This is a genomic window from Exiguobacterium sp. R-39 (assembly GCF_049942815.1).
Classification (GTDB): domain Bacteria; phylum Bacillota; class Bacilli; order Exiguobacteriales; family Exiguobacteriaceae; genus Exiguobacterium_A.
This window is the reverse complement of sequence record NZ_CP187965.1, coordinates 880,037-906,436: the sequence shown is the minus strand read 5'-3', so window position 1 is coordinate 906,436 and position 26,400 is coordinate 880,037. Positions and strand designations below refer to the sequence as shown.

Here is a 26,400-nt window from a genome sequence, read left to right as displayed (position 1 = left end):
TTCTTCCTCTCCTTCTGCTTTCTATCTGTTATCTTCAGCGAACGCGATCAAAATAGGAATACGGACGCAAGACTTCGACCCATTCCGGTTGTTCCAGTTCTCCATATTGCCAATGAGCAACAACCTCTGCAAAACGTCCATCTACGACAGGCTCGTCTCGTGGTGTCTCGATTGGTTTTGAGCGGAGGACAGGAAGAAAATCTCCGTCGATGGTTTGAATACCCCATTCGATGATGTATGTAGTGTTCGGCATCAACGGACGGACAAACCATGTATTCGTCATTTCCGGCAATTCAAATTGATACGTACGATTCGCTTCACCTTTTTCGTAATCACGTAACGTCACATCAATGATCCGCATTTCTTTTCGGAATGAATCGAATGATGCGTGGTAATGTGTCTCAAGCATCTTTCGAGACAATTCAGACAATTCCCAGTAAACATAGACAGATGTCGGAGATTGGACGATCGCATGGATGATGTCGTCTTCGTAATGAGTCGCCATTCCAAATGCATCTCGCTCCAATGAAGGGATTGCTGTCAATGCCGGTACGATTTCGTTTTGTTTCGGAGCACTCACGGTTACGCCTGCCTTCTTCTTATTAGGTTTGGTGACCGCAGCTGATTCCGTTGAAACTGTTTTATTTTCCGTTAGCGACTTTCGGTATTTACTCCAGGCATATTTAACCTTACCTTCTGTCGATTCCACTTTTTCTGCAATTTGTTTAATGGTTAGTCCTTGTTCTTTTAATTTTATGATTTTTTCAAGCATTACCTATCACCTCTTTCTCTTTATTCACTTCTTTCTTATTCTACAAACTTGTTTCAAAATCCTTTACAAAAAAAGTAGGCTGAGGATTTCCCTCTAGCCTACTGTACTTAGCTATTTAAATCATAGTGTTTTCCTTTTGCCATGTAAATCAAATGCTCACCTACGTTCGTTAAATGGTCGCCCATTCGTTCGATATACCGGCAAATATTTGTGAATTGCATGATTTCATCCACTACAACCGGTTGCAGGGACATATGCCGCATATACTGGCGCAACGCTTTATAGGTCGTGTCATCAATGATGTTATCGAGATCAGACAGCGCCTTCGCTTTTTCAATATCGCCATCACGATACGCGACGATTGCCGTCTCCGTCATATCCAGTAATGTTTCGAATGCTTCTTTTAATAACGAGATGTCAATCACGTAAGGGAACGTCTCGACACGTAAAACGGCTTTCGAGATATTTCCCGCGTAGTCAGCAATCCGCTCTAAATCCGTCGCAATCTTCATTGCCGTCACCAACCGTCGTAAATCAGTCGCGACCGGTTGTTGTTTCGCGATCAGTAAAATCGCATCGTCGTTGATTTCAAGTTCGAGTGCATCGAGCTCATTATCATTTTCGATGACTTTAAGAGCAATCTCACGGTCATACTTTTCGAGTGCTTCCGCTGTTGTTGCAATCTGTTGCATTGTCTTCCGGGCTAACAAAAATACTTTTTGATCGAGTACTGCCAGGTTTTCTCCAAAAATCGTCCGATTTGCTGCCATTGAAAAGTTCCTCCTCGTTATCCGAATCGTCCTGAGATATAGTCTTCTGTCCGTTTGTCACTCGGATTTGAGAAAATTCGATCCGTCTGATCGAATTCAACGACTTCACCGTTCAAGAAGAAAGCTGTTTTATCAGAGACACGTGCTGCTTGTTGCATGTTATGCGTCACGATGATGATCGAGTAATCTTTTTTTAATTCCTGTACCAATTCTTCAACTTTTAGCGTCGAGATTGGGTCGAGAGCGGATGTCGGTTCATCCATCAGGATGACGTCCGGCTCGATTGCCAGGCAACGGGCGATGCAGAGACGTTGTTGTTGTCCGCCTGACAGTCCGTAAGCGTTCTCGTTCAAACGGTCCTTGACTTCGTCCCAAATCGCTGCTCCGCGTAGGCTTCGTTCAACGATTTCATCCAAGATTTTTTTGTTCTTCACCCCATGAACACGTGGTCCATAAGCGATATTATCATAAATCGATTTCGGGAATGGGTTTGGTTGCTGAAAGACCATTCCAACCGATGTCCGTAATTCTTCGACTTCATAATCCTTATCGAAGATATTACGACCATGGTATTCAATGACACCATTCGTCCGTACGATCGGAACGAGTTCGACCATTCGGTTCAAGGTCTTGATGAATGTCGACTTTCCGCATCCTGACGGTCCGATGATTGCCGTTACTTCATTTTGTTTAATATCAAGATTGACATCTTTTAAAGCATGATCATCACCGTACCATAGGTTCAAATCATTTACACGGTATACACTTTGTCGCGCAGCTACTGGTTGATTCATTGTTTTTACCCCTTCTTTGGCTGGTTTCGTCGTCAGCTTCGTATCCATCATCTGTGTTCCTCCTTAGTGATTCAGAACGTAATTCGTTATATCCAGTTGATTAGTATCGTTTTGAAAAACGGTTTCGAATCCAAATCGCAAGTGAGTTCATCGTTAAGAGGATGACCATCAGGACGATGATTCCGGCAGCAGCAAGACCTTGGAAGTCAGCTTGCGGACGGCTTGTCCAGTTGTAGATTTGAATCGGTAAGGCCGTAAACTCTGAGAAAATACCTTCCGGCGCCCGTGCGATGAAGATAGCTGCTCCGACCATGATGAGCGGTGCTGTTTCTCCAATTGCCCGTGAAACGGCAAGGATGATTCCTGTGATGACCCCTGGAAGGGATGCGGGTAAGACAACTTTGAATGTCGTCTGCCATTTCGAAGCACCCAGTGCTAGAGAGGCATGACGCATTGCCTGTGGTACGGCGCGAATCGCTTCTTGCGATGACACGATGACGACCGGTAAACTCATCAGCGCAAGCGTGAGTGCTCCGGCAATCAAGGTCGATCCGAAGCCCATGTTACGAACAAAAAACGTAAGTCCGAGTAATCCGAAAACGATTGACGGAACACCGGCTAAGTTTGAGATGTTGACTTCGATGAAAGAAGTCATCCGTCCTTTTTTCGCATACTCTTCTAAATAGATCGCAGCTCCGACACCCAGGATGAAAATCATCGGAATAATCAAGAGCATTAAGAAGATTGAGCCCATCAACGCAGGATAAATCCCGGCACGATCCGGTCGGCGTGAAGGTGAATTTTGAAGAAAGTCGAGTGATAACCAGGCTGCCCCGTCGCGAACGACGCCAAACAGAAGAATACCAAGCACGACTAAACCGAATAACAGTCCGATCAGGAAAATGATTTTCGTGACATTATTGACGACAAGACGTTGGCTGATTGATTTTTTCACAGCAACAGGATCAATAATTTTTTTTTGTACAGGTTGTTTTTCTGGTAAGGCCATCTTAATACTCCTCTCTGAAACGACGCGTGATCCAGTTCGCGAGTAAGTTCATCAAAAGAGTAAAGACGAACAACAACGTACCGACAGCGTAGATACTGTAATATTCAATCGTTCCATATCCTGCGTCACCAAGGGCAACCTGAACGATATAAGCCGTCATCGTCTGAACCGGCTCCAACGGATTAACTGCAGCCGTAGGGTTTGATCCCCCGGCAATCGTCACGATCATTGTTTCACCGATTGCGCGTGACATACCAAGAACGATGGAAGCGATGATTCCGGAAAGTGCAGCCGGAACAACCACTTTTAAAGCGACTTCAAGACGTGTTGAACCCAGTGCCAATGCGCCGTCCCGAATTTTTTTCGGAACTGAGCTCATTGCATCCTCTGAAATCGAGGCAATCATCGGAATGATCATGATTCCGACAACAATCCCCGGACTTAACGCATTATAAATCGCAAGACCCGGAATTAATTTAACAAGTAACGGTGTAACAAACGTTAAGGCGAAAAATCCGAAAACGATTGTCGGAACGCCGGCTAATACTTCAAGAATCGGTTTGAGAACACGACGGGCGCGTTCTGATGCATACTCACTTAAATAAATCGCAGAAGTGAGTCCGATCGGCACGGCAACCAGCATCGCAATCACGGTAATTTCAAGGGTTCCGACGACCAGCGGCCAAATTCCATACTCCGGTTGAGAGTTCAGCGGGTACCAGCTTGTACTGCCGAAGAATTCTTTGAACGAGACGACTTCAAAGAAGTGTTCTGTTTCAATAACTAACGTGAGAATGATGCCGATGGTCGTAACGACTGAAACGAACGCACAGAGAAATAGTACGATCGGCATAAAACGTTCCATGATGTTTTTCATACTGAATTTTTGTTGTCGGTTCTTTTGGATCAGCTCGCGAACCGATTTGTTTGATGATGGATTCACCCTTCTTCGCTCCCTACTTCATCATACCTACATAAGAACGGGACCCCAAAAAAGGGAAATCTCCCTTTTTTCGGGCCGTCCTTGTGTAATGATGGTTATTTCATTGCATCTTCAATGGCTTTTGTATTTTCATCGTAACGATCTTGCGGCATTTTGATATAACCGACTTCTTCTGATAAGTCACCTGCATTTTCATTTGTGAATTTAACGAAGTCCGCCACTTGTTTTTTGTCTTTTAATGATTTGTTGTTGACGTACGTGTAGATCTCACGTGAAAGCGGATAAGAAAGATCTTTGATTGTTTCCGGTGTCGGATCAACTGCGTCTTTTCCTTCAGCTACAAGCGGCACTTCTTTTAACTTATCTTTGTTTTCCGCGTAGTAGGCATAACCGAAGTAACCAATCGCACCTTTTGTTCCTTCGACCCCTTTAACGAGGACGTTATCATCTTCTGAAAGTTGAACATCTTTACGCATATCTTTTTTCTCAAGAACTTTTTCTGAGAAGAAATCAAATGTTCCTGAATCTTTACCCGGGCTGAAGAATTTGATTGGTTCTGCTGGATAAGAAGCATCCACGTCTTTCCATGTCTTCACATTCGGGTCTAACCAAATTTTTTCTAACTGGTCGAGTGTCATTTCTTTGACCCATGTGTTCTCTTTGCTGATTGCGACTGTTAATCCGTCGTAAGCAAGCGCTAATTTCGTATATTCCACACTATTTTTTTCAGCTTCCGCTGCTTCTTCTTCTTTAATTTCACGTGATGCATTTGAAAGGTCTGTTTCACCAACAACAAAACGTTTGAATCCGCCGCCTGTACCTGATACTCCGACCGTGACATCGACGTCTGGTTGTTCGATTGAATACTCTTCACCGACTGCTTCCATGATTGGGAAGACTGTTGAAGATCCATCAATTGCGATCTTTCCTGAAAGATCTGAAGAACTTGAAGAGCCGCCTTTGTCATTTCCGCATGCCGCACCGACTACTGCGATTGACGCTACCGTTGTGATAAGAGCTGTTTTTTTCATCCAAGACATGATTAATTTTCCTCCTCGAAGTATGTCGCTGGTAACGCTACGACTTTATATCCGTTTTCCTTACAAGACTTATACTACCGATGAACTATTAAACCAAAATGAATCCAACGTAAAAGAATTGTAAAGGCGTGTGTTTCTGCGTTTACAAACTCAACTTCATTAGAAAAACAGGTCAATCCATACAAAAAAAAGCGAAGATGAGTTTCCTCATCTTCGCTTTACTAGTTAATTTGGCTTAGTTTGCCATGGAACATCTTTCACATTAAAGTATGCCTTCACTAAATCATGACCAATTTTCGAGTTGACGGTTTCCTGCTCCATATATGGAAGGAACACGGCCCATGCCATCTCTGGATTGTCGTATGGCGCCCAGCCGACTAAGTTCGAGTTCAACGAGCGAACCGGTTGTCCACTTCCATCCCGAAGTGCAATTCCGTCTTCGCCGTAAACACTGACCTGCGCCGTTCCTGTTTTCGCTGCCGCATCGATGCCGGTTTGGGCAATGATTTTCGCAGTCCCGCGTTCTCCTTTGACAACACGATGGAATCCTTCACGGACATGATCAATATTCGCTTGACTGACTTCAATCCGGTTTAAATAGTTTGTTTTAAAACTGTAATCAACTTTCTTCGTTTCGTCTTCAATCGAGTTTGAAGCCAACACTTCTTTTAAGAAGTGCGGTTGTACACGGTACCCGCCATTCGCGAGTGTCGAAACATACTGCGCAACTTGAAGTGGTGTAAAGGCATCATATTGACCAATCACGCGGTCCATCAAGAGCGTGACGCGGTCCGGTGTACCTTGTACCCCTTTTGCTTCATACGGAAGATCAATTCCTGTTGTTACACCGAGACCAAATTGACTGTAATAATTCTGCATGATCGCTGCAGCCGCATCGACGCTCGCGCCAGCGACACCGTTACTCGGGTATTTCGCCATCCGCATCGCGATGTTAAACATGTAGACGTTTGACGAACGTTCGAGTGCCGTCAGGTCCGTAATCGGTCCCATGTTGACGTACGATCCTTTTTTCGTCCCACCAATTGTGATCGGCGCATCATTGATGACCTCGTTTTGACGAATGACTCCTTCTTCGAGCCCCATCGCAACTGTTGCCCCTTTAATCGTTGAACCGATTTGCAGAGAAGTCAACACGTTATTGATGGCAACATCACTGAATTTATTCGTCGCAGTGTCAAGCTTCTGACCGGACATTGCCAAAATTTCTCCGGTTTTCGGATTCATGACAACAGCGTATCCTTCTTTAAGATAACCGCTTCCCATGCCGCGCCCCATCTTGATGGCTTGCTGCAAGATCTGGTCAACTTGTTTGTTGTATTCTGCATCAACCGTCAAGACGAGATCTTTCCCGGATTCGCCTTCTTCACGATTCGGTTCACCGACCGGTTCACCGTTAAACGTTTCATAGACATCGTAAGCCGGTTTTCCGCGCAACAGATCTTCATACTGTTGCTCGAGGAATGATGTTCCGACCCGGTCGTTCAGGCTGTATCCTTTTGCCTTGAATTCCGCTTGTTGTTCTGCAGGAATTTTCGAGTACTTCCCGAAGATATTTCGTAACGTTCCTTCATATGGATATGAGCGTTCATAAAACGGCTCAACCGATACTCCTTTTAGATCTTCAAGGTTTTCATCGATAATCGCCATTTCTTTAGCATTCGCTCCTAATTTAACGAGCTGCGGGTCCAGGGCATAACCGACTTCCATGTTGTGTTTGATGGCGATGATTTCCATCGTCTTATCATCAAAATCGATATCTTTTTTCGTAATCGTATCGAGGCGAATTTGATCCTGCTCCGAAATTGACAATTTGTTCTGTTCTTCAGCGTTTGGATAACGCTTTTCCACTGCCTTCTTATACCGTCGATCTGATTCTTCACTGTTGACAGCTACCCAGTAATCTTTCATGTCACGTTCCGTGACTTTCCAATCGTCTTTCGGAAGATTGATGATTGCCGCAAGACGCGAAGCGATTTCAATCCGTTCGTCGACTTTCGTATTCTGGGAACGACGATAGACAATCGAGTATTTCGAGATCGTATCGACTAACAACCGGCCATCGCGGTCATAAATCTTCCCACGCGGAACTTCGTATTTCGAAGCAATCATTTCCGTTTTTTGAACTTCACGTGAAATCTTTTCACCATTCACAATCTGGACGACACCTAAGCGGAAAATTAAAATCGCAAACAATAAAAATACTACAAAAAACATTAAGTTAAGGCGAAGTGGCAGATGATTCCGCCGTTTTCCCTTCACCGTGATTCGTTTCGCCATGGCGTACTCCCCTATCGTTCAAAAAGTCATCTTGTTTCATTATATAGAAGGAAACTTTCCATAACAACCTATCCCATCATTTTCCGCATTAAAAAACATCGATTCCCGAAATGGAAATCGATGTTTTGATATACTAATTATTTTGCGTCAGCGTAAAGTTTTGCCACATGATCCCAGTCAACGACATTAAAGAAGGCGTTGATGTAATCAGGACGACGGTTTTGATAGTTGAGGTAATACGCATGTTCCCAAACATCAAGTCCGAGAATCGGCGTTTTCCCTTCCATGACTGGTGTGTCTTGGTTTGGTGTTGAAACGACTGATAATTTCCCGCCGTCAACGATGAGCCAAGCCCAACCTGAACCAAAACGTGTTGTAGCTGCTTTTGCGAACTCATCTTTGAACGCATCAAACGAACCGAATGACTCGTCGATTGCTGAAGCAAGTTCACCAGTTGGTGCTGCACCATCGTTCTTTTTCAAGAGTTTCCAGAAGAACGAATGGTTCCAATGACCGCCACCGTTGTTACGGACAGCTGTTTGAATGTTTGCAGGAAGTGAATCCAGGTTTTGAAGTAATTCTTCAAGTGATTTTCCTTCGTGCTCTGACCCTTCAAGTGCTGCATTGACGTTCGTGACATACGTGTTGTGGTGTTTAGAGTGGTGAATCTCCATCGTACGAGCATCGATATGTGGCTCTAGCGCATCATAAGCGTAGCCGAGTTCTGGTAATTCAAATTTTGACATTTTCATGTCCCCCTTTATCCTATTTTCGGAATTTAAGTACTCTTTAAGACTAGCAAAAATAGTTGGTCAGGCGCAAGCAATGACCCTCGAAAATTACTGTTCGTCACGCGGAGCAAATACAGAGACACCGCCGCCTGGAACCGGGAAAACGCCGAAGCCCTCTTCATCGATCACAACCGGTTCTTCTTGGTGGTTCGTATAATCAAACCACTCTTCTCCGGCACGCGTCTCACCGACGAACATTCGTTTTTCGCACATGTCCGCATTCGAAAGTAAAACAGCGCATCCCGAGTTCGGGAATTCTTCGACACCACGACGGACCCAACCGATACAATGTGGATCGTCAAGGTAATCTTCTTGTTCGCCATATGCTTTATGGTAACGGGCATACAGTAAAGCATTGATCATTTCTTTTTTGCCTTCGACCGGGTGAGGTCCTTGGATACCATAATAATCACCGTAGAAGACACATGGATAACCATCTTTACGAAGGAGTACCGATGCATAGGCATGTTGTTTGAACCAGTCATCAATCCACGACTCGAGCGATTCACCTGGTTGCGAGTCATGATTATCAACGAATGTCACCGCGTTCGTCGGGTGGGATTCAACCAGTGTATCCGCAAATAATGTCGTTAAATCAAATTCTTGTCCCTGTTGCGACGCTTCATGGAATTTATAATGGAGCGGCACATCAAATAAATCGATTGTATAATCAACACTGTCTAAAAATTGACGGCAATCATCTAAATCCGATTTCCAGAACTCACCGACCATATAGAAACCGTCCGGATTATCTCCGATCATCGATTTTGCGAACTCGTTGACGAATTCGTAGTTGATATGTTTGATGGCGTCCAAACGGAAACCTTGGCAATTGATTGTCTCTTTAAACCAGTTTCCCCAGTTAATCATCTCTTCACGCACTTCAGGATGGTTGTAATCAATGTTAGCGAACATCAAATAGTCATAGTTTCCGAATTCATTGTCTACTTGATCGTTCCAGTCTTTATTTTTACCGGAAATCTTAAAGACACCCGTTTTCTCTTCCCGGGCATCAAAATCCGTACCGTTGAAAAATTCATGTGTCCAGATGAAATCCGAATATTTACCGTTTCGACCGGGGAACGTAAACTTCGTCCAGGCATCAATTTCAAATTCTTCTGAAATTTCTTGCGAACGGTCTTCCGGATGGACCTCAACGACTTTAATCGTCTCGAGTTCATCTGCTGCTGCTTTATGGTTCATGACGACATCGGCATAAATCGCGATATCATTTTCGTGTGCGACTTGAATGGCTTCGATTAGCTCGTCTTTTGTCCCGTACTTCGTGCGGACCGTCCCTTTTTGATCAAACTCTCCTAAATCATAGACATCGTAAATGCCATACCCTGTGTCTTCATCTGATTGTCCCTTTGACGCTGGCGGAATCCAAACAGATGTGATGCCTGCAGCACGCAGTTCCGGCGCTCTCTCTTTTAAGCGCTGCCAATGCTTCCCATCATTTTCTACATGCCACTCAAAAAACTGCATCATTGTATGGTTACGTTCCATCTCTCTTCGCTCTCCCTTAAATTGCCATAGTATGAATAGTATTGTATGAACATTATTACAATATCTTTAATATTCCCCAAGCAACCAAAAATAAACGCACACTCTTAAAAAAGAGTGTGCGTTCTAAAATGGACCCTGCAGGACTCGAACCTGCGACCGGACGGTTATGAGCCGTCAGCTCTAACCAGCTGAGCTAAGGGTCCTTAAGTAATAGTAGCGGCGGAGGGAGTCGAACCCACGACCTCACGGGTATGAACCGTACGCTCTAGCCAGCTGAGCTACACCGCCATGATGGTTTGAAACAACTAATATAAGGTTACTAAAATCAAACTCGAATGTCAATAAACTATCTCACAAAAACAAAGAGGAATTTCTTTTCAGAAATTCCTCTTGCTTCATTCACCTATTCAGGCTGTTCCTGAACGTTGCTCGAGTACCAGGTCCGTAATATTGACGGCGTGGTCACCGATCCGTTCCAGGTTCGACAGCAGATCCACGAAGATCATTCCGGCCTGACCGGTACACTCCCCTGCATTAACACGCAAGACATGGTGTTTGCGGAATGAACGTTCAAGGGAATCCAGTTTCCCTTCTAACTCAAGCACTTGACGTGCCAGTGAAACATCATCGAGTTCAACGGCTTTAATGGCTGTTTCGACGATTTTTTGCGTCAAGATGTACATTTCATCCAATTCTTTTTTAGCCTTATCGGTAAACGTAATCCGATTGACGATTTGGAAGTCAACCAGTTCGATGACATTTTCGACGTGATCACCAATCCGTTCAAAATCGTTGACGGCGTGCATGAGAAGTGAGTGATCGTTTGATTCCCGTTCGGATAAATCATGTGCCGCGACCTTAACAAGATAACTTGTGACTTCAGTGTTCAAATGGTTAATTGCATATTCGATCTGTCCGGCGTCCGAGACGTCTTTTTTATCATGTGATTGCGTATAACGGTGCGCTTTCCCAAGCCCTTCTTTTGAGAATTCACCCATTCGTAACACTTCAAGTTTTGCTTGATTCAATGCGAGTGACGACGACTGGTTTAAGATGTTTTGATCCAAGTGGCGTGGTTTCGAATCGACGGTCGTATCCGTTCCCGGCACGACTTTTTGAACAAGCCATGCGATTTGCGCGATGAACCAGCATTGAATCAACGTGTTGACGACATTAAATGTACCATGAGCAAAAGCAATTTGCATTTTCGGTTCAAGATCAAGCGCTCCTGTAATCCAGGTGATGAAACTCGAGAATACAGGTAAGGCAATCAAGAACAAAATCGTTCCGACGATATTAAAGATGACGTGCGCCGCAGCTGTCCGTTTTGCCGCAATCGAAGCGCCGAGAGCCGCGAGAACAGCCGTAATCGTTGTTCCGATATTATCACCGAACAAGACGGGTAGCGCAGCCTTAATATCGATCATTCCGCCATCATATAATTCTTGCAAAATCCCGATTGTCGCAGATGAGGATTGAACTAACATTGTGAAAATGGTTCCAACAAATACACCCAGCAAAGGACTATCTGACATCGATACTGTCAGTTCTCGGAACCATTCGCTTGATTCAAGCGGTGCCATTCCGTCTCCCATGAGCGTCAACCCATAGAAGAGCGCTCCAAACCCGAAGAAAATTTGACCGATGTATTGAATCCGTTCTTTATTGAAGAAGAAAATCAGGAACGCTCCCAGCGCAATCGCCGGAAGTGCAGCTTCCTTAACGTTAAAGCCGATGATGAAGGCCGTAATCGTCGTTCCGATGTTTGCCCCCATGACAACACCGATTGCTTGACGTAAGTTCATCAAACCGGCACTGACCAGACCAACGACGATGACGGTCGTTCCCGATGACGACTGAATCAAGACCGTAACGACGATACCGGCCAAAATTCCGAGAAACGGATTGGAGGTATATTTATCTAAAATGTACCGTAGACGGTCTCCCGCTGTTTTTTGCAGACCATCTCCCATATACTTAATACCGAATAGGAAAATACCCAGTCCACCGATAAAGGTGAAGATCATTTCCTGTAAATCATAGTTCATCTTGTCATCTCCTCATATAAAAAGTGGAATTGATTTGTTGTTAAGAATTCATTGTTTCAACCTCCCCTATTATTTAAAGGTCTGGTGAACTTGTAAATAGATTTTCACATATTCAATTGTTAAGGTTTTATTAATCTGTACCAATACAGAATACCCCTTTAAACAAAAGGTTTTTCAAAAATTTAAATCTTGTTATAAAACAGAAGAAAGAGTGATTTCATTGCATTTTTTAAGTCAACTGCTTAATTACTTACAAACTACCTTAATTCCAAACCGTGGATTTTTAAAGACTCGACTTGCCGATGTCTCCCTTTATTTTTGTGGATTAGCATGGATTTCCTTGTGGTCGACAATTATTGATAGCATTTTTCTGAAACAGTCGATTCCGTTTATCATTTGGTTCACCCTGCATTTCATCTTCATTGCGATTGCCATCTTGTTATATCTCTTATTCGTCTCTTATCTGAATCGATGGTTCATTCAGTGGATTTTGCCAAGACCCTGGGCGTTTCGCCAAGTGTTTCCTTATACCGTCGCCGCAAACGTCTGGACCTTCCCGATTGGTGTTTTCCTGTACCAATTCGGATATCAGACTTCAGGAGTGACATTCATTATAATCGGTCATGTCATTTATTCGCTGACACCACTCCTGCTTGTTCGCCTGAAGAAAAAAACGTCCCGCCCGTCTTCTTGAAATTAGATGTATCCTTGCATTTAAGGAAAAAACGTCCGTCCGACGACGGATTGACTTTCCCTTATTCGTGTTAAACAATTGTAAATGTTCAATTTTCGTTCTTGTTTCTCGATTTTTAGGGAATAGTTCGATATGATAGTACAAGTAGTCATAAACAATCTGGCGTTATGCCGCAAAAGGAGATTTTCGATATGCCGAAAATGGTCCATCGCTCTAAGACTCGTCCCGTTCGTGTTGGGGACCTTGTCATTGGTGGAAGTAATGAAGTCATCATTCAAAGTATGACGACAACAAAAACACACGACGTCGAAGCGACTGTCGCTGAAATTTTACGTCTTGAAGAAGCGGGATGCCAAATCGTCCGTGTCGCTTGTCCGGAAGAACGTGATGCGCTTGCTCTTGCAGAAATCAAGAGCCGGATTAACATTCCACTTGTCGTAGACATTCACTTTAATTATAAACTCGCTCTCATGGCCATCGAGGCGGGTGTTGATAAAATCCGGATCAATCCGGGTAATATCGGACGTCGCGAAAAAGTTGAAGCGGTCGTGACGGCTGCAAAAGCCAAAAATATCCCGATTCGCATTGGTGTTAATGCCGGTTCACTCGAGAAACATATTCTCGAAAAATACGGTTATCCAACTGCTCGTGGGATGGTTGAAAGCGCATTACATCACATCAAGATTCTCGAGGATCTCGATTTCCACGATATCATCGTTTCTTTAAAAGCTTCTGATGTTCAATTGGCACTTGAAGCATATCAGCTCGCTTCTGAGTCGTTTGATTATCCATTGCACGTCGGTATCACGGAATCTGGTCCTTTACGTACAGGTTCACTAAAATCAGCCGCCGGTCTCGGTGCGATTCTATCACGTGGTATCGGTAACACGGTCCGGGTTTCCCTTTCTGCCGATCCGGTAGAAGAAGTAAAAGTCGCAAAAGAAGTCTTGAAATCATTTGGTCTTGCGGCAAACGCTGCAACGTTGATTTCTTGCCCGACATGCGGACGGATTGAAATCGATTTAATGGCCATTGCTGCAGAAATCGAAGATTACATTGATAAAATTCAAGTCAACATCAAAGTTGCTGTTCTTGGTTGTGCCGTTAACGGTCCTGGTGAAGCCCGCGAAGCCGATATCGGAATTGCCGGTGCACGTAACGAAGGATTGTTATTCCGTCACGGAGAAATCATCCGTAAAGTACCGGAAGCAACGATGGTCGAAGAATTGAAAAAAGAAATCGATGCGATCGTTCTTGAAAAAGAAGCGGAAAAAGAAGCCGCTAAAGCCAGTCAAGCCTAATAAAAAAGAGTCCTCCTCGGGAGCGACTCTTTTTTTCGTTTCCGCTTTTCGACTGTGTTATACTAGTGGCAGAAAATTTATAGAATGTTGGTGATGTAAGTGAAAATCGGAATTGATATTGATGGAACAATCACTCATCCTTCTTCGTGCTTTAATTATATGAACAAATATCTCGGGACATCGATTGATTTTGAGATGGCCTCTGAATACGAGCTTCACACCTATACGGACATGGAGCAAATCGAGTTTTGGGAATTCATGGTCAAATCAGGTCATGAACTCGGCATCTATCGTGAATCCATCCCCCAAGAACTTGTCAAACAACACCTTTGGGACTTAAGAAAACAATACGATCTCCATTACGTGACGGCACGGTCAGAAATCGTCCGTCCCGTAACCGAAGAATGGATTAAACAACATGAATTACCGCTTGATTCTCTGATCATGACCGGCTCACACGATAAAGTACAAGTCGTCCGTGATTTGTCCCTTGACCTCTTCATGGAGGATCGTCTCGAAAATGCGATTCAAATTGCGGAAGACACCTCGATTCCCGTTATTTTATTTGATGCACCTTACAATCGTCGTCCTGTCCCTGACAATATCGTCCGTGTCTCATCTTGGAACGAGGCCGTGCAACAAATCCATAAGTTTGCTCCCATTCGTTAAACAACAAAAACGGAAACGACGTCACTCTGTCGTTTCCGTTTGTTTCGTTTCCAGCAAACAAATGATTTCTTCCAGCAGAACAGGTTTTGCAAAAAAATAACCTTGGAATAAATGAATACCGATGTCCTTTGCAATTTGAACCTCTTCTCCTGTCTCAACTCCTTCGACGATACATTCCACATGCATCGACTGACTCAGTTGAAAAATCGATTCCAAGATGGACTGTCGCTTTTCAGACTCTTCGACTTGTTCAATGAATTGCTTCGGTACCTTAAGCTGACGAAGCGGTAATAAACGTTCGAGAACATGATAAGAGGCATGTCCCGTTCCAAAATCATCCAGTGATACCGGGAAATCCAATGTCTTAATCCGGCGCAAAGCCCGGAGAATCGGTTGGCTTTCAAAATCCAAAGACTGACTTTCTGTAATTTCAATCTTAATTTGTTTTGGTTTTAAGCTGTACTTTAACAACATCCGTTCAATAAACGGCATAAAAGAATCATGTGTCAATTGCCGGCGAGATACGTTGACGGACAGACTAAAATCGTCTGGAACCAGACTAATCAGTCGTTTTCTTGTTTTACATCCCTCTTCAAAAATCCACTCGCCTAGACGGATGATCAGGTCACTTTTTTCTGCGATTGGAATGAATACCGTCGGACGTCCGGCTCCCGGAATCATCGTATTCCAGCGAATCAAAGCCTCTAATCCAATGAAGCGGTCCTGATTCGAATCATACTGTAATTGGTAAACGAGGTAAAAATCGCGATTCACATCGGCTCTTGATAAGGCTTTTGCTGCTGCTATGCGAAGTGACTGTTCGTGCCGCCATTCTTGATTCAAGCACATCACTTTTTCTGAATCCCGGATACTCTCCGGGAAGGCGGACGTGATTTGATGAATCCGTTTCGTCATACTAGTTTGATCCACTTCTCCATCATCGATGACCATATACAGGTTCACATAAATCTGATGGTGTTCGATTTGATATGGAGTGGACATCCGCTGACTGAGACGTGTCATTTCTTCCCGGCACGATACTCCAGGCGGCTTTTTCATGACGACCACCAGTGTTCCTCCCTCGACTCGAACCATCGTCAAATAAGGCGGTAACAATGTCTTTAATCGTTCGATACAATCAAATAAGACCTGTTGCTGAATTTCCTCTCCAAAATACCGCACGAGTTCATGATAGTTTTCCAAATGAACACCGACTAAGATAAGATCTGTTTGATTTGTGTTCATAAATCGTTCTTCGAGTCCCCGGACATTCAGTAATTGTGTCTGTAGATCATGACGAGCGGACTCATGTAATTGATCAGCCAATTGCTGAAGACGACTGAGATTACGAAGGTGCAGATGATTGATGATTAAGGCGATACAGATTGCAATCCCAATCATCCCTAGTCGGGCATAATGATCTGTCGGATCAATTTCAACAAGTATCGTATTCGATCGAACCATGATAAATATGTTAGTCGCGACGATGATGACAATGGCGTACCAAATCATAATCCGGTCATAGGCAATCAAGGCAATCATTAAAAATAAAAAACAGTTGGCCCAGACGGTGACTGCCGCATAGGGCAACATACTGATAGATACGAACGGGATGCTCAGTAACATGATGGACAAAAAATGTGATTTATAGTGAGTGGACAACTGACTCCGGCTAATCAAAAATGTCGCTATCCCAACACAAAATAAAACGGCCACAGTCGTCGATTGATTTAAGTACGCGTTTTGAATCGTTTGATCTGTCGTCCCTAAAAAAATCAGTGCTCCGACACTCATTAAGAACAACGCAAAATTCCCAATCCACCGCTGCTGATTGCGGACAATCTCATCTACTGGTTTAACAGGCATCTGTTTCCTCCTTTCTTAAAAATTCAGGCTGTCATAGCCATTCGGCGCCACTTCATCATACTCCTGCTCTTCCACTACTAGCAATTATTTCCTTGAAAATAGGCATCTTTCTTCTGTGCTGAAGAAACATACCTATTCTTGACGCTTTTACTGATGCTTTACCTGTCCGAGCTGATTAATCACATCAGTCGCGACAATACTACTGGGATGAAGCTGTTGTTCCACCTGTTTGGATGCTTGAGCATACCAAGAAGCACCAAGTGCAATCAATTGTTCGACCGAAATATGTTTAAAATAATCTTTTTGACCAATCAGACTCGTGAGGATACCAAACAATGTATCACCACTGCCTCCTTTCGCTAATCCACTCGATGCCCCGTTGATGACATAACCGCCACCCTCCGGCGTCGCGACAAGAATCACGTGGGCTTTCAAGACAACAATCACTTGATGTAAGACAGCATATTCGCTTGCTTGTCCAAATAAATCATCCTGAACCTCTTCGACAGTTTGATTTGTCATTCGTGCGAATTCACCGATGTGTGGTGTAACAACAATCGCTTCCTTCCGTTCCGGATAGCTGTCGCGAATCAAGGCACCTGCATCGAGGATTACCGGAACGTCTTGTGCGAGCAGGAACTCCACCCAGTCAGCGGTCGAATCCGAGGTAAGTCCTGGTCCGATTCCAACGACATCCACCTGCTTCATCATTTCTTGGATTGCTGTCATCGTCTGTTCGAGAACCATCGCTTCCGGCGCGTTAACGATGAGTCCGATCTGAGCTGCCGGTACCGTCGCAACTTGTAATTTCCCCACTCCTGACCGAAGTGCTGCACGCGCAGCCAGTTGAATCGATCCCGGCATCGTCTCGCTTCCACCAATCAGTAATGCCGTTCCGTAGGTTCCTTTGTGCCCGTAAGGATCGCGGGTCAACAACGGAGCAATCGATTCGGTCACTAATTGCCATCCGCCAAAGGCCGGCAAACCCAAATCAATCTGTTCCGGTTTTCCAAAAAATGAGGCTGTCTTCAACAAGAAGGCAGACCGTTTAAAGGCATGAAGTAAAAACGTAACATCTGCTTTTAGTGCTTGTCCGGAAAAATCGGTCGTTTGGTCGGACGGCACGCCGCTTGGTATGTCAATCGCATACAATTTCGCCCCTTGCTGTTGTTGTTCACTGACCCATTCAAATAAATCATGTATTGTTTCCGTCAGTCGGGTTCCGTCAAATCCGGTTCCAAAGACACCATCTACAATCAAATCGTATTGCCCGCAGACCGCCTCCGTCACGAGTCCGAAGTTTTCCGCATAATGCTGATGAAGTTGAGCCGTCGTAGTCTTCGTCTTACCGAATGGCGCATGTATCGTAATATCGTATCCATCACGAACGAGTTCACGGCCAATCACATAACCGTCTCCCCCATTGTTCCCCGTCCCACAAATGATCAGAATCCGTTCTTTTTTCGTATGCATGCTCTTGATTCGCTTCGCGATTTCACTACCTGCTCGTTCCATCAAAACTTCCAGCGGCAGACCGGATGTCTTGGCCCATTCATCAATTTGGCGTGCTTCCTGTGCATCATAAATCATTTTTATCACCTCTGTTCGTCCTATTCCCGTTTTGTTTCATTTCAAGCCAGAACAAATCGAGAGGGGTCAACCCAAAAAAAGGGGAACGGATATAAATCTCCGTCCTCCCTCTCTTGCGTTGAATGATGCTTTCACTTGGAATACACCGGATAACTCCTTATTTCTGACAGGCGGCACAACGGCCATAAATCTCAAATTTATGATCTTCGACCTCAAATCCTGAATCTTTAATCGGTGACACCCATTCCATCGGACAAACATCCAGTGTTTCCGTCTTTCCACACGTCCGGCAAATCAAATGATGATGGTGATGACCAGACTGACAGGCGGCCCGGAATTTCATTTCCCCGTCCAGTTCAGTTGTCTCTAAAATATCGATTTCCGCAAAATCATTTAAATTCCGGTAAATCGTATCGTAACTGAGCGAAGGATGTGATGGGCGCAACTCTTCCGCGACTTCCCGCGCACTGACATACCGATTGGCTTCAAACAGATACGCCAATAAATCAAGACGCTTCGGTGTCATTTTGAATCCGGATGCTTTCATCCGTTCACGCGCTTGTTCGATGTTTTTTTTCATGCATTTTCCCTCCGATCCAAAAACGTTCAATCAGCATCACGAGAATAAGCTCTGCGACCGCCAGCATGACAATCATGCCGCCGGGCGCTAAATCAAATTGATACGCCAAAATCAAACCGCTAATCGTCGCCACTTCGCCAAACACGATGGCATAAAAAATCGTCGCCTTAAAACTTTTGGCAAGTCGAAGCGCTGCTGCGACAGGCAAGGTGATTAGACTCGATACCAGTAAAATCCCGACGACACGCATACTAATCGCAATCACCAGGGCAACAACGATCATGAACAAAATGTGCACCAGCCGAAGACGAATTCCGGACACGCGCGCCTGTTCCTCGTCAAACGATAAAAATAACAACTCTTTATAAAACGAAATCACAAATAAAATGACGACACCTGTAACAATCAAAATCGTATAAACATCTGTCAAAGTCACAGCCGAGACCGTTCCAAATAAAAAGGATACAAGATCCATTGAAAAGCCGTTCGCCAGACTGATGAAAATAGCACCTAGCCCCATTCCCGTCGCCATGATGATCGGTATGGCAAGCTCTTGAAAATGTTTGTACTTCGCGCGCAGCCAATCAATCGTCAACGCTGCCATGACCGATGTCACGATTCCGAGATAAAGCGGATTTAAATCGACCAGACTCGCAACCATACCGGATATCAACAGGCTGAGGGCAATTCCGGCTAGTGTGACGTGTGATAACGCATCCGCAATCAAACTCATTCGCCGGACGACGACGAATGAACCGATCAACGGAGCCGTAAAACCGATCAATACCGCCGCAACAAGCGCATATTGTAAAAACTTTAATGTCATGAACGCTTCAATCACTGGACGACCTCCCCTTGGTGGACAAGAACACGTCCCGGAACAGGATACAAGGAACGAATCGTCTGCTCGTCCAGTTCCCAGTATTCTTTAATACCGCAATTACAACCGAGTCGCCCGTCAACGAGATGAATCACATCCGTCACGAGCTTGCTGACGAAGTGGATATCATGTGTCACAAGGACGAAAGTCCGTTTTTTATCACGTCGCAATTCTTCCAAGATTTCATAAAACTCTTTGACGTACCGTTGATCGACTCCGACCGTTGGTTCATCTAAAATCATCAAATCCGGATCGTTGACGAGCGCCCGGGCGATAAAGACCCGCTGTTGCTGACCGCCTGACAAGTCACCGACTTTCGAATCGCGTCGATCCCACATGCCGACTGTTTCAAGCGCCGTCTTTACTTTTTCACGGTCCTGCTTCGTCACACGCCGAAATAATCCTTTTTTCGCATACAACCCCATCTCGACGACTTCAGCGACCGTGACCGGAAATCCTGAATTGAACGATGCCGCTTTTTGAGATACGTAACTGATCCGCCACCAGTCACTGAAGGCTGCTTGATCCTGTCCGAACAAACGAATCGAACCTTTAGGTTTTAATAAACCGAGCATACATTTGATTAACGTCGATTTGCCGGATCCATTTTCTCCGACGATGGCCAGGAATTGTCCCTGTTGTACATTAAACGTCACTTCATTCAAGACACGTCGATCCGGATAATCATATGTCAGTTGTTTAATTTCAATAATGGGTTCTGTCATGTTTATTCTCTCCTTCCGTCTCATGTTAAAACGGAATAGTTACGTCTTATCAACTGTCTTATTATAGCGCCAGCCTTCATTCGTTGCAACCGATGTAACTTTTTTGTGAATAGACGCTTTTAGGGAGAGGCACAAGGTACAATAAAAGGATACAAGCTGTCGTTTTCAGAATCCCTGATTCGGGAAAAGATGGATTGAGTACTCAAAGGGGGCGGATTTGTTTTGAAGAATGAATTAGCAGTCATCGATATCGGGTCCAACTCGATCCGGTATGTCGTTTTCCATCCAATCGATTCCGGTCGATATATCGAAAAAATTAATGTTAAGGTCGTCGCTCGCCTCTCCGCTCATATTGATGAGAATGGTGCCCTCGACTCAGTCGGTATCCGGTTACTGTGCGAAACGCTACAACGGTTTCACGAAATCGGCATTACCCACCACGTCGAAGAAACCATTTGCGTGGCGACAGCGGCCATTCGAAATGCGAGTAATCGGCAGGACATCGTCCAAGCTGTCGAACAGGAAACGCCCTTTACGATGCAGGTCCTGTCTGATGAACAAGAAGCTTACTACGGCTATTTCGCGATTATCAATTCCACTTTCCTGACCGATGGATATTCCGTTGATATCGGCGGCGGATCCATGGAAGTCACGTTGATTGAGAACCGGGAAATGATTGCTTATCATAGTTTTCCTTTCGGTGCTGTCACGTTGACTCGTCAATTTCTCTCTGGAGAAACCATGACGTCAGGTGAACAAAAGAAACTGATTAAATTCCTGCGTGAACAATTCGACGAGATTCCTTGGATGAAAAATAAAAAACTTCCATTAATCGGTGTCGGCGGATCCGCACGAAACTTCGTCCGCATTCATCAGTGTACACTCGACTATCCATTGCATGGGATCCATCAATACCAAGTCCGGTCGAAAGAGTTAGGGAAACTGATTGACGAACTGGAAGACAAAGCGCCTAAACAGTTGATGAAAGTCGAAGGGTTATCCAAGGACCGGGTCGATATCTTCTTACCAGCGTTAATCGCAATTCATGAACTGGCACTACATATCGAGGCAGACCAGTTCGTGATGAGTAATTACGGGTTACGGGAAGGTCTTGTCTACGAATATGATTTACACGAACAGGAACAGCGGCGTATCGAGAATGTACGCGAAGAAAGTCTTTATCAACTGGAAAGTGATTACAAAGTCAACCGTGACCGGATGAACTATCTCGGCACGATTGCCAAATCAATTTACCGCCAATTGGTGACGCTCGAAATTATTCCGGAACGGGCCGCTGACTTACGATTACTGGATTCCGCCAGTCGCTTACTTTATTGTGGGCAGTACATCAATCCGGATACCCGGTCGAATCAAACGTTTTATCTTTTGACGAATACCGATTTAAAAGGAATGACGCATAAAGACCGTTTAGCTTTGGCACTCGTCAGTTCATATTCGTCTTCGAAACGGATGCAACAGCTCTTAAAACCGTTTAAGGATTGGTTCACGGATAAATCGATCGAGCGGTTTGATTTACTCGGATCCATTCTGAAATTGACGGAAGCACTTGATGTGACAGAACGTCGTGCCGTCGACAGTCTTGAAGTTACTCTTGAAAAAGATAAAAAAGATATCCGGATCATTCTCGATACCGGTGATCATGATTACGGTTTTGAAGTCGAAAAAGCAGAGAAACAAAAAAAACACCTAGAACGTATTATTGATCGGTCCATTCAGTTTGACAATAAAGGAGGCGGCCTTACGTGAAGATTGACTCCCCAGAGTTTTTTAATAACCGGGAAATCAGCTGGTTACAATTCAACGAACGTGTCTTAGGAGAAGTGACGGATACACGAAATCCATTGATGGAACGATTTAAGTTTTTAGGTATCTTCAGTTCCAACCTAGATGAGTTTTATATGGTTCGTGTCGGTGGATTAAAGGATGAAGTACTGGCTGGATTCAATAAACCCGAAAACAAACAGCAACTCACACCGAAACAACAGTTACGTGCCATCGCTACGAAAACAAAAGAGCTTGTCGATCAACAATACGAAGCGTTTAAAGACGTCACCCAGGCGCTAAAAGCAGAAGGAATTTCTTTCCTGAAGAATGACGAGTTAAATGAAATGCAAGCAGAATATGTGAAAGCATTCTTCAGAGAACAAGTTTTTCCGGTTCTGACACCTGTTGCGGTCGATGCGTACCGTCCGTTCCCGATGCTTTCGTCTAAATCGTTGAACATTGCGACGGCCCTTGAAGCGGAAGACGGTTCAAAACGGAACCTGGCACTTGTTCAAGTGCCGGCCGTCCTGCCGCGTTTCGTTGATTTACCGGTAGAGGATGAGGAAACGACTGCTGTAATTTTACTGGAAGATGTCATCATTTCCTTCATTGACTCTTTGTTTAAAGGCTATCGTGTCTTATCAGCGATGCCGTTTCGGATTACACGAAACGCAGATTTACCGTTCCATGAAGAAGGAACACACGACTTATTAAAATTGATTGAAAAAGAACTGAAAAAACGGCGGTGGGGAGTCGGCATTCGACTTGAAATTCAGAAGAATGCCATCAACACGAACTTACTCAATATGTTACGCGATGTGCTCGACTTACAAGACCGGGATATTTATGCCGTCGATGGTCCAATTGATTTGACATTCGCTTTTGCGTTTTACAGCCAGATCGGGGTCGAATACGACCATTTGATTTATCAGACGATCATGCCTGTCGAACCGCCGGCACTTGAAAAATCGAAGAATTTGTTTGATCAAATTCTGCAACAGGATTATTTGCTGCATCACCCGTATCATACGTTTGATCCGATCGTCCGTCTGATTGTGCAGGCTGCTAACGACCCGAACGTCCTGGCGATTAAACAAACGTTATACCGCGTGTCCGGCGACTCTCCGATCATCAAAGCATTGAAGACTGCTGCAGAGAACGGGAAACAGGTTACGGTGCTCGTTGAATTAAAAGCACGTTTTGACGAAGCGAAAAATATCGAATGGGCCAAACAGTTGGAAAAAGTAGGTGCTCACGTCATTTACGGTTACAGCGATTTAAAGACACACTCAAAAATTACATTGATTGTCCGGTTACAGGAAGGCCGGATTCAACGGTTTGTCCATCTCGGAACAGGTAATTATAATGATTCCACAGCTAAATTATATACCGATATCGGTCTTTTGACGGCACGGGAACAAATTGCAGAAGATGCAACGAACTTCTTCAACTGGTTGTCCGGTTATGGGGAGCAACCTAAATGGAATGCCCTTCACACCTCCCCGAACTCGATGCTCGAGAAATTTTTATCATTGATTGATGAAGAAATCAAATATCATAAAAAACATGGTAATGGTCGAATCGTCGCTAAAATGAACAGTTTGACGGAAAAAGACATTATCGTGAAACTGTATCAAGCGTCACGCGCAGGAGTCAGAATTGAATTGATTGTTCGCGGCGTCTGTTGCCTTCGCCCTCAAATCAAAGGTATCTCGGAAAATATCCGTGTCACGTCCGTCGTCGATCGTTATTTGGAGCATTCCCGGATTTTTTACTTCCACCACAATGGAGACGATTTGATTTATTGTTCCAGTGCCGACTGGATGACACGTAATATGCGGAAACGGATTGAAATTCTTTTCCCGATCATTGATGAGGAACAGAAAAACTACATCAAGGATTGTTTGGCTTTAACGATGGCGGATAACGTCAAAGCACGCGAACAGGATGAATCAGGAAATTATCATTATGTAACAAAAGGCAAGCAAGCCTGTGAATCACAAATCCTGATTCAGCTCTATACGAACGGGAAATTAAAAGTAAAACCGTCTTTTGAACACCCACTCGAACAAAAATGGACACCGGTTGAACGGGCTGAAGAAAAGATCACCTTTGATCCAACTGCTGCTAAAAAATAATCGTTGTTTAACGTCAGACATCTTCATATAATAAGCTTGTAAGCGTTTTTTCATATGAAGAAAGGACTGGGCCTCATGCTTCAACAAATTTTATTATCATTGCTAGCAGGTATCATCTGTGGTGTCGTCTTTACTGCTCTTAAATTACCAATCCCTGCTCCACCTGTCTTTCCGGCCATCGTTGGAATTTTCGGTGTGTTCCTTGGGATGAAGGTATTTTTATTCCTCGCTGATCGCTGGCCGTTTTGATTGACAGAAATATTCCTATTCCACATAAAAAGCGTTTTCTTCTGTTATCGAGAAGAAAAACGCTTTTTGTTATTTCTATAGTGCGTCCGCAATGACTTTGTCCCAATTGACGTCATCACAAGCTGTTTGACAAGTCGGTTCTACTTAGCATGTCGCACATTTTCCTTTTTTCGCTTTTTGGTGAAACGGAACAATGAAAAACCGGCATATCCAAAGATAAGCAGTTCAATTAAAATATCAATCATATGCATCCTGTTTCACTCCAGTTACTCCATTTTCACTGATAATAATTATAAGCCTTGATTATATCATGGAGACGCCATCTGAAAAACAGTAAGCGACTCAGGAATAACCCACTGAGACACTTACTGTTTGGGAGAAGTTTGATCCGACGTGGCAGCAACGTCTTCCATTTTTTCGATACTTTGATGTGCGACTCGATGACACGTCGGACAAAGTGTCTGAAAGTGCCCGTGATGTTCGTGCCATTCGAGAATTGATTGCTGCGTGTTTCCACACATTTCGCAACACGCTTTTAGCGGCGCGGGATGATTCCGCTCACGAAAACGTTCCATCCGACGGTTTTTTGCTTGATCGATTGTTGTCACATCCGACTCAAAATGACCGGCTTGCCAGGCTTCGACCAACCACTGTCTGACTTTCAAATCCGTTTGTCCGGGATTTACCTGTAACCCTGACAACGGTGACCCTAACAGCGGGTGTCGTAAATCCACGCTAATCAAATCCAGGCAGGCATACGTGCGTTCCTGTTCATCCGCCTCTGTCAGCCAATGCGGATCTGCCGGTCGTGTTGTGTATTCGCTGAACAAAACTTCGGCATACGCAACGATTCCATCTTTCGTCGCCAAAAATACTTCTTCCCCTTCGGCTAGCTCCGCCGGTAAATAAAACGGTTCTTTCGTTTCATAATATAAGACGACTGCTCGCCTTAAGGCAAATTCTGATTCTTCAACGACTAGTAGATGGCACACGCGACAGACACCTCTCTCATTTAAATGGATGTACCGATCAATGGCAAACGCCACTCGGCGTCAAAGTTTCCTGAGCGTAACATGGCAATTTCTTCACGATAAGGTGCGACCTTCTTTTTGGGATCCAGTCCGATATACGGTGTTTCGAGGATTTTTGGTAAATGGGCCAGATCCTGATGATGAACGATTCGATGTAACGGATCAAAACCGATTTCACCAAATCCGATATTTTCGTGACGGTCTTTTTTGGCACCGCGAATATTTTTCGAATCATTGACATGGATCACGCCAAGACGGTCAATTCCGACGATACGATCGAACGATTCCAATACTCCGTCCAGGTCATGAATCAGGTCATAGCCGGCATCATGGACGTGACATGTATCGAGACAGACGGACAGGCGGTCATTATGCGTCACACCGGCAATGATTTCTGCCAGCTCTTCAAATGTCTTACCGATTTCCGACCCCTTTCCGGCCATCGTTTCGAGAGCAATTTTTACTTTTTCATCTCCCGTTAATACTTCATTGAGCCCTTCAATAATTCGTTTGATTCCGATTTCTTCCCCGGCACCGACATGTGCGCCTGGATGCAGGACGATATGTTTTGCTTTTTCGAGAGCTTCCGCCCGCCGGATTTCTTCTCCTAAAAATGAGACGGCTAATTCAAACGTTTCCGGTTTCGTCGTATTGCCTAAATTGATGATATAAGGTGCATGGACGACGATTTCTTCAATCCCGTTTGCTTCCATATGCAACAAGGCTTCTGGAATCCGCAAATCCGAAATCGGTTTCCGTCTTGTATTTTGGGGTGCTCCTGTATAGACCATCATGGTCGTTGCACCATAAGAGGCTGCTTCTTCACTCGCACCGAGTAACATTTTTTTGCCTGACAGAGACACATGTGAACCGATTTTCATTAAAAATTCCACCCTTCTTCTGCTTCTAGTGTACCAA

Annotated in this window: 23 protein-coding genes and 2 tRNA genes; 6 read left to right on the top strand and 19 right to left on the bottom strand. The window is 44.4% G+C overall.

The features are described 5' to 3' along the window. Positions 1-34: 34 nt before the first annotated feature. The 12 genes from ACP26N_RS04635 to ACP26N_RS04580 all read right to left on the bottom strand — a co-directional run bounded on the left by ACP26N_RS04635 (position 35) and on the right by ACP26N_RS04580 (position 11,974). Positions 35-772, bottom strand: a complete 738-nt coding sequence (locus ACP26N_RS04635) for a DUF4912 domain-containing protein (RefSeq protein ID WP_188005246.1) — start codon at positions 770-772, stop codon at positions 35-37. A gap of 107 nt (positions 773-879) precedes the next feature. After that, complete coding sequence (phoU, locus tag ACP26N_RS04630; protein ID WP_114596376.1) at positions 880-1,542, bottom strand: phosphate signaling complex protein PhoU; 663 nt, start codon at positions 1,540-1,542, stop codon at positions 880-882. 17 nt (positions 1,543-1,559) lie between these two features. Beyond that, on the bottom strand, positions 1,560-2,336 hold the full coding sequence (gene pstB / locus ACP26N_RS04625) for a phosphate ABC transporter ATP-binding protein PstB (RefSeq protein WP_051524104.1): 777 nt from the start codon (positions 2,334-2,336) through the stop codon (positions 1,560-1,562). Positions 2,337-2,436: 100 nt separating this feature from the next. Further along, positions 2,437-3,345: a phosphate ABC transporter permease PstA gene (gene pstA / locus ACP26N_RS04620; protein ID WP_426354881.1), complete on the bottom strand. Its 909-nt coding sequence runs from the start codon at positions 3,343-3,345 to the stop codon at positions 2,437-2,439. A 1-nt stretch (position 3,346) separates the two neighbouring features. Then, positions 3,347-4,288, bottom strand: coding sequence for a phosphate ABC transporter permease subunit PstC (pstC, locus tag ACP26N_RS04615; RefSeq protein ID WP_131503163.1), 942 nt, complete (start codon positions 4,286-4,288; stop codon positions 3,347-3,349). Between the two features lie 95 nt (positions 4,289-4,383). Beyond that, positions 4,384-5,328 carry a PstS family phosphate ABC transporter substrate-binding protein gene (locus tag ACP26N_RS04610; RefSeq protein ID WP_131503164.1) on the bottom strand — a complete coding sequence of 315 codons (945 nt, stop codon included), beginning with the start codon at positions 5,326-5,328 and terminating at the stop codon, positions 4,384-4,386. 225 nt (positions 5,329-5,553) lie between these two features. Further along, positions 5,554-7,626, bottom strand: a complete 2,073-nt coding sequence (locus ACP26N_RS04605) for a peptidoglycan D,D-transpeptidase FtsI family protein (RefSeq protein ID WP_131503165.1) — start codon at positions 7,624-7,626, stop codon at positions 5,554-5,556. Positions 7,627-7,763: 137 nt separating this feature from the next. Continuing rightward, positions 7,764-8,372, bottom strand: a complete 609-nt coding sequence (locus tag ACP26N_RS04600; protein WP_131973194.1) for a superoxide dismutase — start codon at positions 8,370-8,372, stop codon at positions 7,764-7,766. Between the two features lie 93 nt (positions 8,373-8,465). After that, complete coding sequence (locus ACP26N_RS04595; protein WP_131503167.1) at positions 8,466-9,926, bottom strand: alpha-amylase; 1,461 nt, start codon at positions 9,924-9,926, stop codon at positions 8,466-8,468. 129 nt (positions 9,927-10,055) lie between these two features. Further along, positions 10,056-10,129 (bottom strand) — tRNA-Ile (locus tag ACP26N_RS04590). An 11-nt stretch (positions 10,130-10,140) separates the two neighbouring features. Next, positions 10,141-10,214, bottom strand: a tRNA-Met gene (locus ACP26N_RS04585). Between the two features lie 119 nt (positions 10,215-10,333). Continuing rightward, positions 10,334-11,974, bottom strand: coding sequence for a Na/Pi cotransporter family protein (locus ACP26N_RS04580; RefSeq protein ID WP_131503168.1), 1,641 nt, complete (start codon positions 11,972-11,974; stop codon positions 10,334-10,336). 340 nt (positions 11,975-12,314) lie between these two features. Between ACP26N_RS04580 and ACP26N_RS04575 the strand changes: the two genes are divergently transcribed. From ACP26N_RS04575 to ACP26N_RS04565, 3 genes are all read left to right on the top strand, one after another. Then, positions 12,315-12,668: an autophagy-related protein 27 gene (locus ACP26N_RS04575; protein WP_251138683.1), complete on the top strand. Its 354-nt coding sequence runs from the start codon at positions 12,315-12,317 to the stop codon at positions 12,666-12,668. A 191-nt stretch (positions 12,669-12,859) separates the two neighbouring features. After that, complete coding sequence (gene ispG / locus ACP26N_RS04570; RefSeq protein ID WP_026833607.1) at positions 12,860-13,969, top strand: flavodoxin-dependent (E)-4-hydroxy-3-methylbut-2-enyl-diphosphate synthase; 1,110 nt, start codon at positions 12,860-12,862, stop codon at positions 13,967-13,969. Positions 13,970-14,068: 99 nt separating this feature from the next. Next, on the top strand, positions 14,069-14,638 hold the full coding sequence (locus ACP26N_RS04565; protein ID WP_131503170.1) for a 5' nucleotidase, NT5C type: 570 nt from the start codon (positions 14,069-14,071) through the stop codon (positions 14,636-14,638). A 21-nt stretch (positions 14,639-14,659) separates the two neighbouring features. Here the strand turns inward: ACP26N_RS04565 and ACP26N_RS04560 are convergent, their stop codons facing one another. The 5 genes from ACP26N_RS04560 to ACP26N_RS04540 all read right to left on the bottom strand — a co-directional run bounded on the left by ACP26N_RS04560 (position 14,660) and on the right by ACP26N_RS04540 (position 20,279). Next, entirely contained in the window at positions 14,660-16,504 is a 1,845-nt protein-coding gene (locus ACP26N_RS04560) for an EAL domain-containing protein (protein ID WP_426354877.1), read from the bottom strand. A gap of 147 nt (positions 16,505-16,651) precedes the next feature. Beyond that, on the bottom strand, positions 16,652-18,094 hold the full coding sequence (locus ACP26N_RS04555; RefSeq protein ID WP_131503188.1) for an NAD(P)H-hydrate dehydratase: 1,443 nt from the start codon (positions 18,092-18,094) through the stop codon (positions 16,652-16,654). Positions 18,095-18,251: 157 nt separating this feature from the next. Then, a complete protein-coding gene (locus ACP26N_RS04550; RefSeq protein WP_114596389.1) occupies positions 18,252-18,674 on the bottom strand; it encodes a Fur family transcriptional regulator in 423 nt (140 codons plus the stop codon). Further along, positions 18,646-19,515: a metal ABC transporter permease gene (locus ACP26N_RS04545; RefSeq protein ID WP_131503172.1), complete on the bottom strand. Its 870-nt coding sequence runs from the start codon at positions 19,513-19,515 to the stop codon at positions 18,646-18,648. The genes ACP26N_RS04550 and ACP26N_RS04545 overlap by 29 nt, the downstream gene beginning before the upstream one ends. Beyond that, positions 19,512-20,279 (bottom strand): metal ABC transporter ATP-binding protein, encoded by a 768-nt coding sequence (locus ACP26N_RS04540; RefSeq protein WP_131503173.1) that lies wholly within the window; start codon positions 20,277-20,279, stop codon positions 19,512-19,514. Before ACP26N_RS04540 ends, ACP26N_RS04545 begins: the two co-directional genes overlap by 4 nt. A gap of 222 nt (positions 20,280-20,501) precedes the next feature. Here ACP26N_RS04540 and ACP26N_RS04535 point away from each other — a divergent pair, with 222 nt between their 5' ends. The 3 genes from ACP26N_RS04535 (at position 20,502) to ACP26N_RS04525 (ending at position 24,451) form a co-directional block, all read left to right on the top strand. After that, positions 20,502-22,046 carry a Ppx/GppA family phosphatase gene (locus ACP26N_RS04535; RefSeq protein WP_426354876.1) on the top strand — a complete coding sequence of 515 codons (1,545 nt, stop codon included), beginning with the start codon at positions 20,502-20,504 and terminating at the stop codon, positions 22,044-22,046. Further along, complete coding sequence (locus ACP26N_RS04530; RefSeq protein WP_131973198.1) at positions 22,043-24,202, top strand: RNA degradosome polyphosphate kinase; 2,160 nt, start codon at positions 22,043-22,045, stop codon at positions 24,200-24,202. The genes ACP26N_RS04535 and ACP26N_RS04530 overlap by 4 nt, the downstream gene beginning before the upstream one ends. A gap of 75 nt (positions 24,203-24,277) precedes the next feature. Further along, positions 24,278-24,451 carry a XapX domain-containing protein gene (locus ACP26N_RS04525; protein WP_012369749.1) on the top strand — a complete coding sequence of 58 codons (174 nt, stop codon included), beginning with the start codon at positions 24,278-24,280 and terminating at the stop codon, positions 24,449-24,451. Positions 24,452-24,816: 365 nt separating this feature from the next. Here the strand turns inward: ACP26N_RS04525 and ACP26N_RS04520 are convergent, their stop codons facing one another. Together ACP26N_RS04520 and ACP26N_RS04515 are read right to left on the bottom strand one after the other, a co-directional pair. Continuing rightward, positions 24,817-25,443, bottom strand: a complete 627-nt coding sequence (locus ACP26N_RS04520; RefSeq protein WP_131973199.1) for a hypothetical protein — start codon at positions 25,441-25,443, stop codon at positions 24,817-24,819. 20 nt (positions 25,444-25,463) lie between these two features. Continuing rightward, positions 25,464-26,363: a deoxyribonuclease IV gene (locus tag ACP26N_RS04515; protein ID WP_114596397.1), complete on the bottom strand. Its 900-nt coding sequence runs from the start codon at positions 26,361-26,363 to the stop codon at positions 25,464-25,466. Positions 26,364-26,400: the final 37 nt, after the last annotated feature.

Bases quoted from the DNA above. Each gene is read 5' to 3' on its own strand.
- ACP26N_RS04515 (WP_114596397.1), bottom strand. From the start codon at position 26,363: ATGAAAATCGGTTCACATGTGTCTCTGTCAGGCAAAAAAATGTTACTC.
- ACP26N_RS04635 (WP_188005246.1), bottom strand. From the start codon at position 772: ATGCTTGAAAAAATCATAAAATTAAAAGAACAAGGACTAACCATTAAA.
- pstB (WP_051524104.1), bottom strand. From the start codon at position 2,336: ATGAATCAACCAGTAGCTGCGCGACAAAGTGTATACCGTGTAAATGAT.
- phoU (WP_114596376.1), bottom strand. From the start codon at position 1,542: ATGGCAGCAAATCGGACGATTTTTGGAGAAAACCTGGCAGTACTCGAT.
- pstA (WP_426354881.1), bottom strand. From the start codon at position 3,345: ATGGCCTTACCAGAAAAACAACCTGTACAAAAAAAAATTATTGATCCT.
- ACP26N_RS04610 (WP_131503164.1), bottom strand. From the start codon at position 5,328: ATGTCTTGGATGAAAAAAACAGCTCTTATCACAACGGTAGCGTCAATC.
- ACP26N_RS04540 (WP_131503173.1), bottom strand. From the start codon at position 20,279: ATGACAGAACCCATTATTGAAATTAAACAACTGACATATGATTATCCG.
- ACP26N_RS04580 (WP_131503168.1), bottom strand. From the start codon at position 11,974: ATGAACTATGATTTACAGGAAATGATCTTCACCTTTATCGGTGGACTG.
- ACP26N_RS04595 (WP_131503167.1), bottom strand. From the start codon at position 9,926: ATGGAACGTAACCATACAATGATGCAGTTTTTTGAGTGGCATGTAGAA.
- ACP26N_RS04550 (WP_114596389.1), bottom strand. From the start codon at position 18,674: ATGAAAAAAAACATCGAACAAGCGCGTGAACGGATGAAAGCATCCGGA.
- ACP26N_RS04600 (WP_131973194.1), bottom strand. From the start codon at position 8,372: ATGTCAAAATTTGAATTACCAGAACTCGGCTACGCTTATGATGCGCTA.
- ACP26N_RS04525 (WP_012369749.1), top strand. From the start codon at position 24,278: ATGCTTCAACAAATTTTATTATCATTGCTAGCAGGTATCATCTGTGGT.
- ispG (WP_026833607.1), top strand. From the start codon at position 12,860: ATGCCGAAAATGGTCCATCGCTCTAAGACTCGTCCCGTTCGTGTTGGG.
- ACP26N_RS04605 (WP_131503165.1), bottom strand. From the start codon at position 7,626: ATGGCGAAACGAATCACGGTGAAGGGAAAACGGCGGAATCATCTGCCA.
- ACP26N_RS04555 (WP_131503188.1), bottom strand. From the start codon at position 18,094: ATGATTTATGATGCACAGGAAGCACGCCAAATTGATGAATGGGCCAAG.
- ACP26N_RS04560 (WP_426354877.1), bottom strand. From the start codon at position 16,504: ATGCCTGTTAAACCAGTAGATGAGATTGTCCGCAATCAGCAGCGGTGG.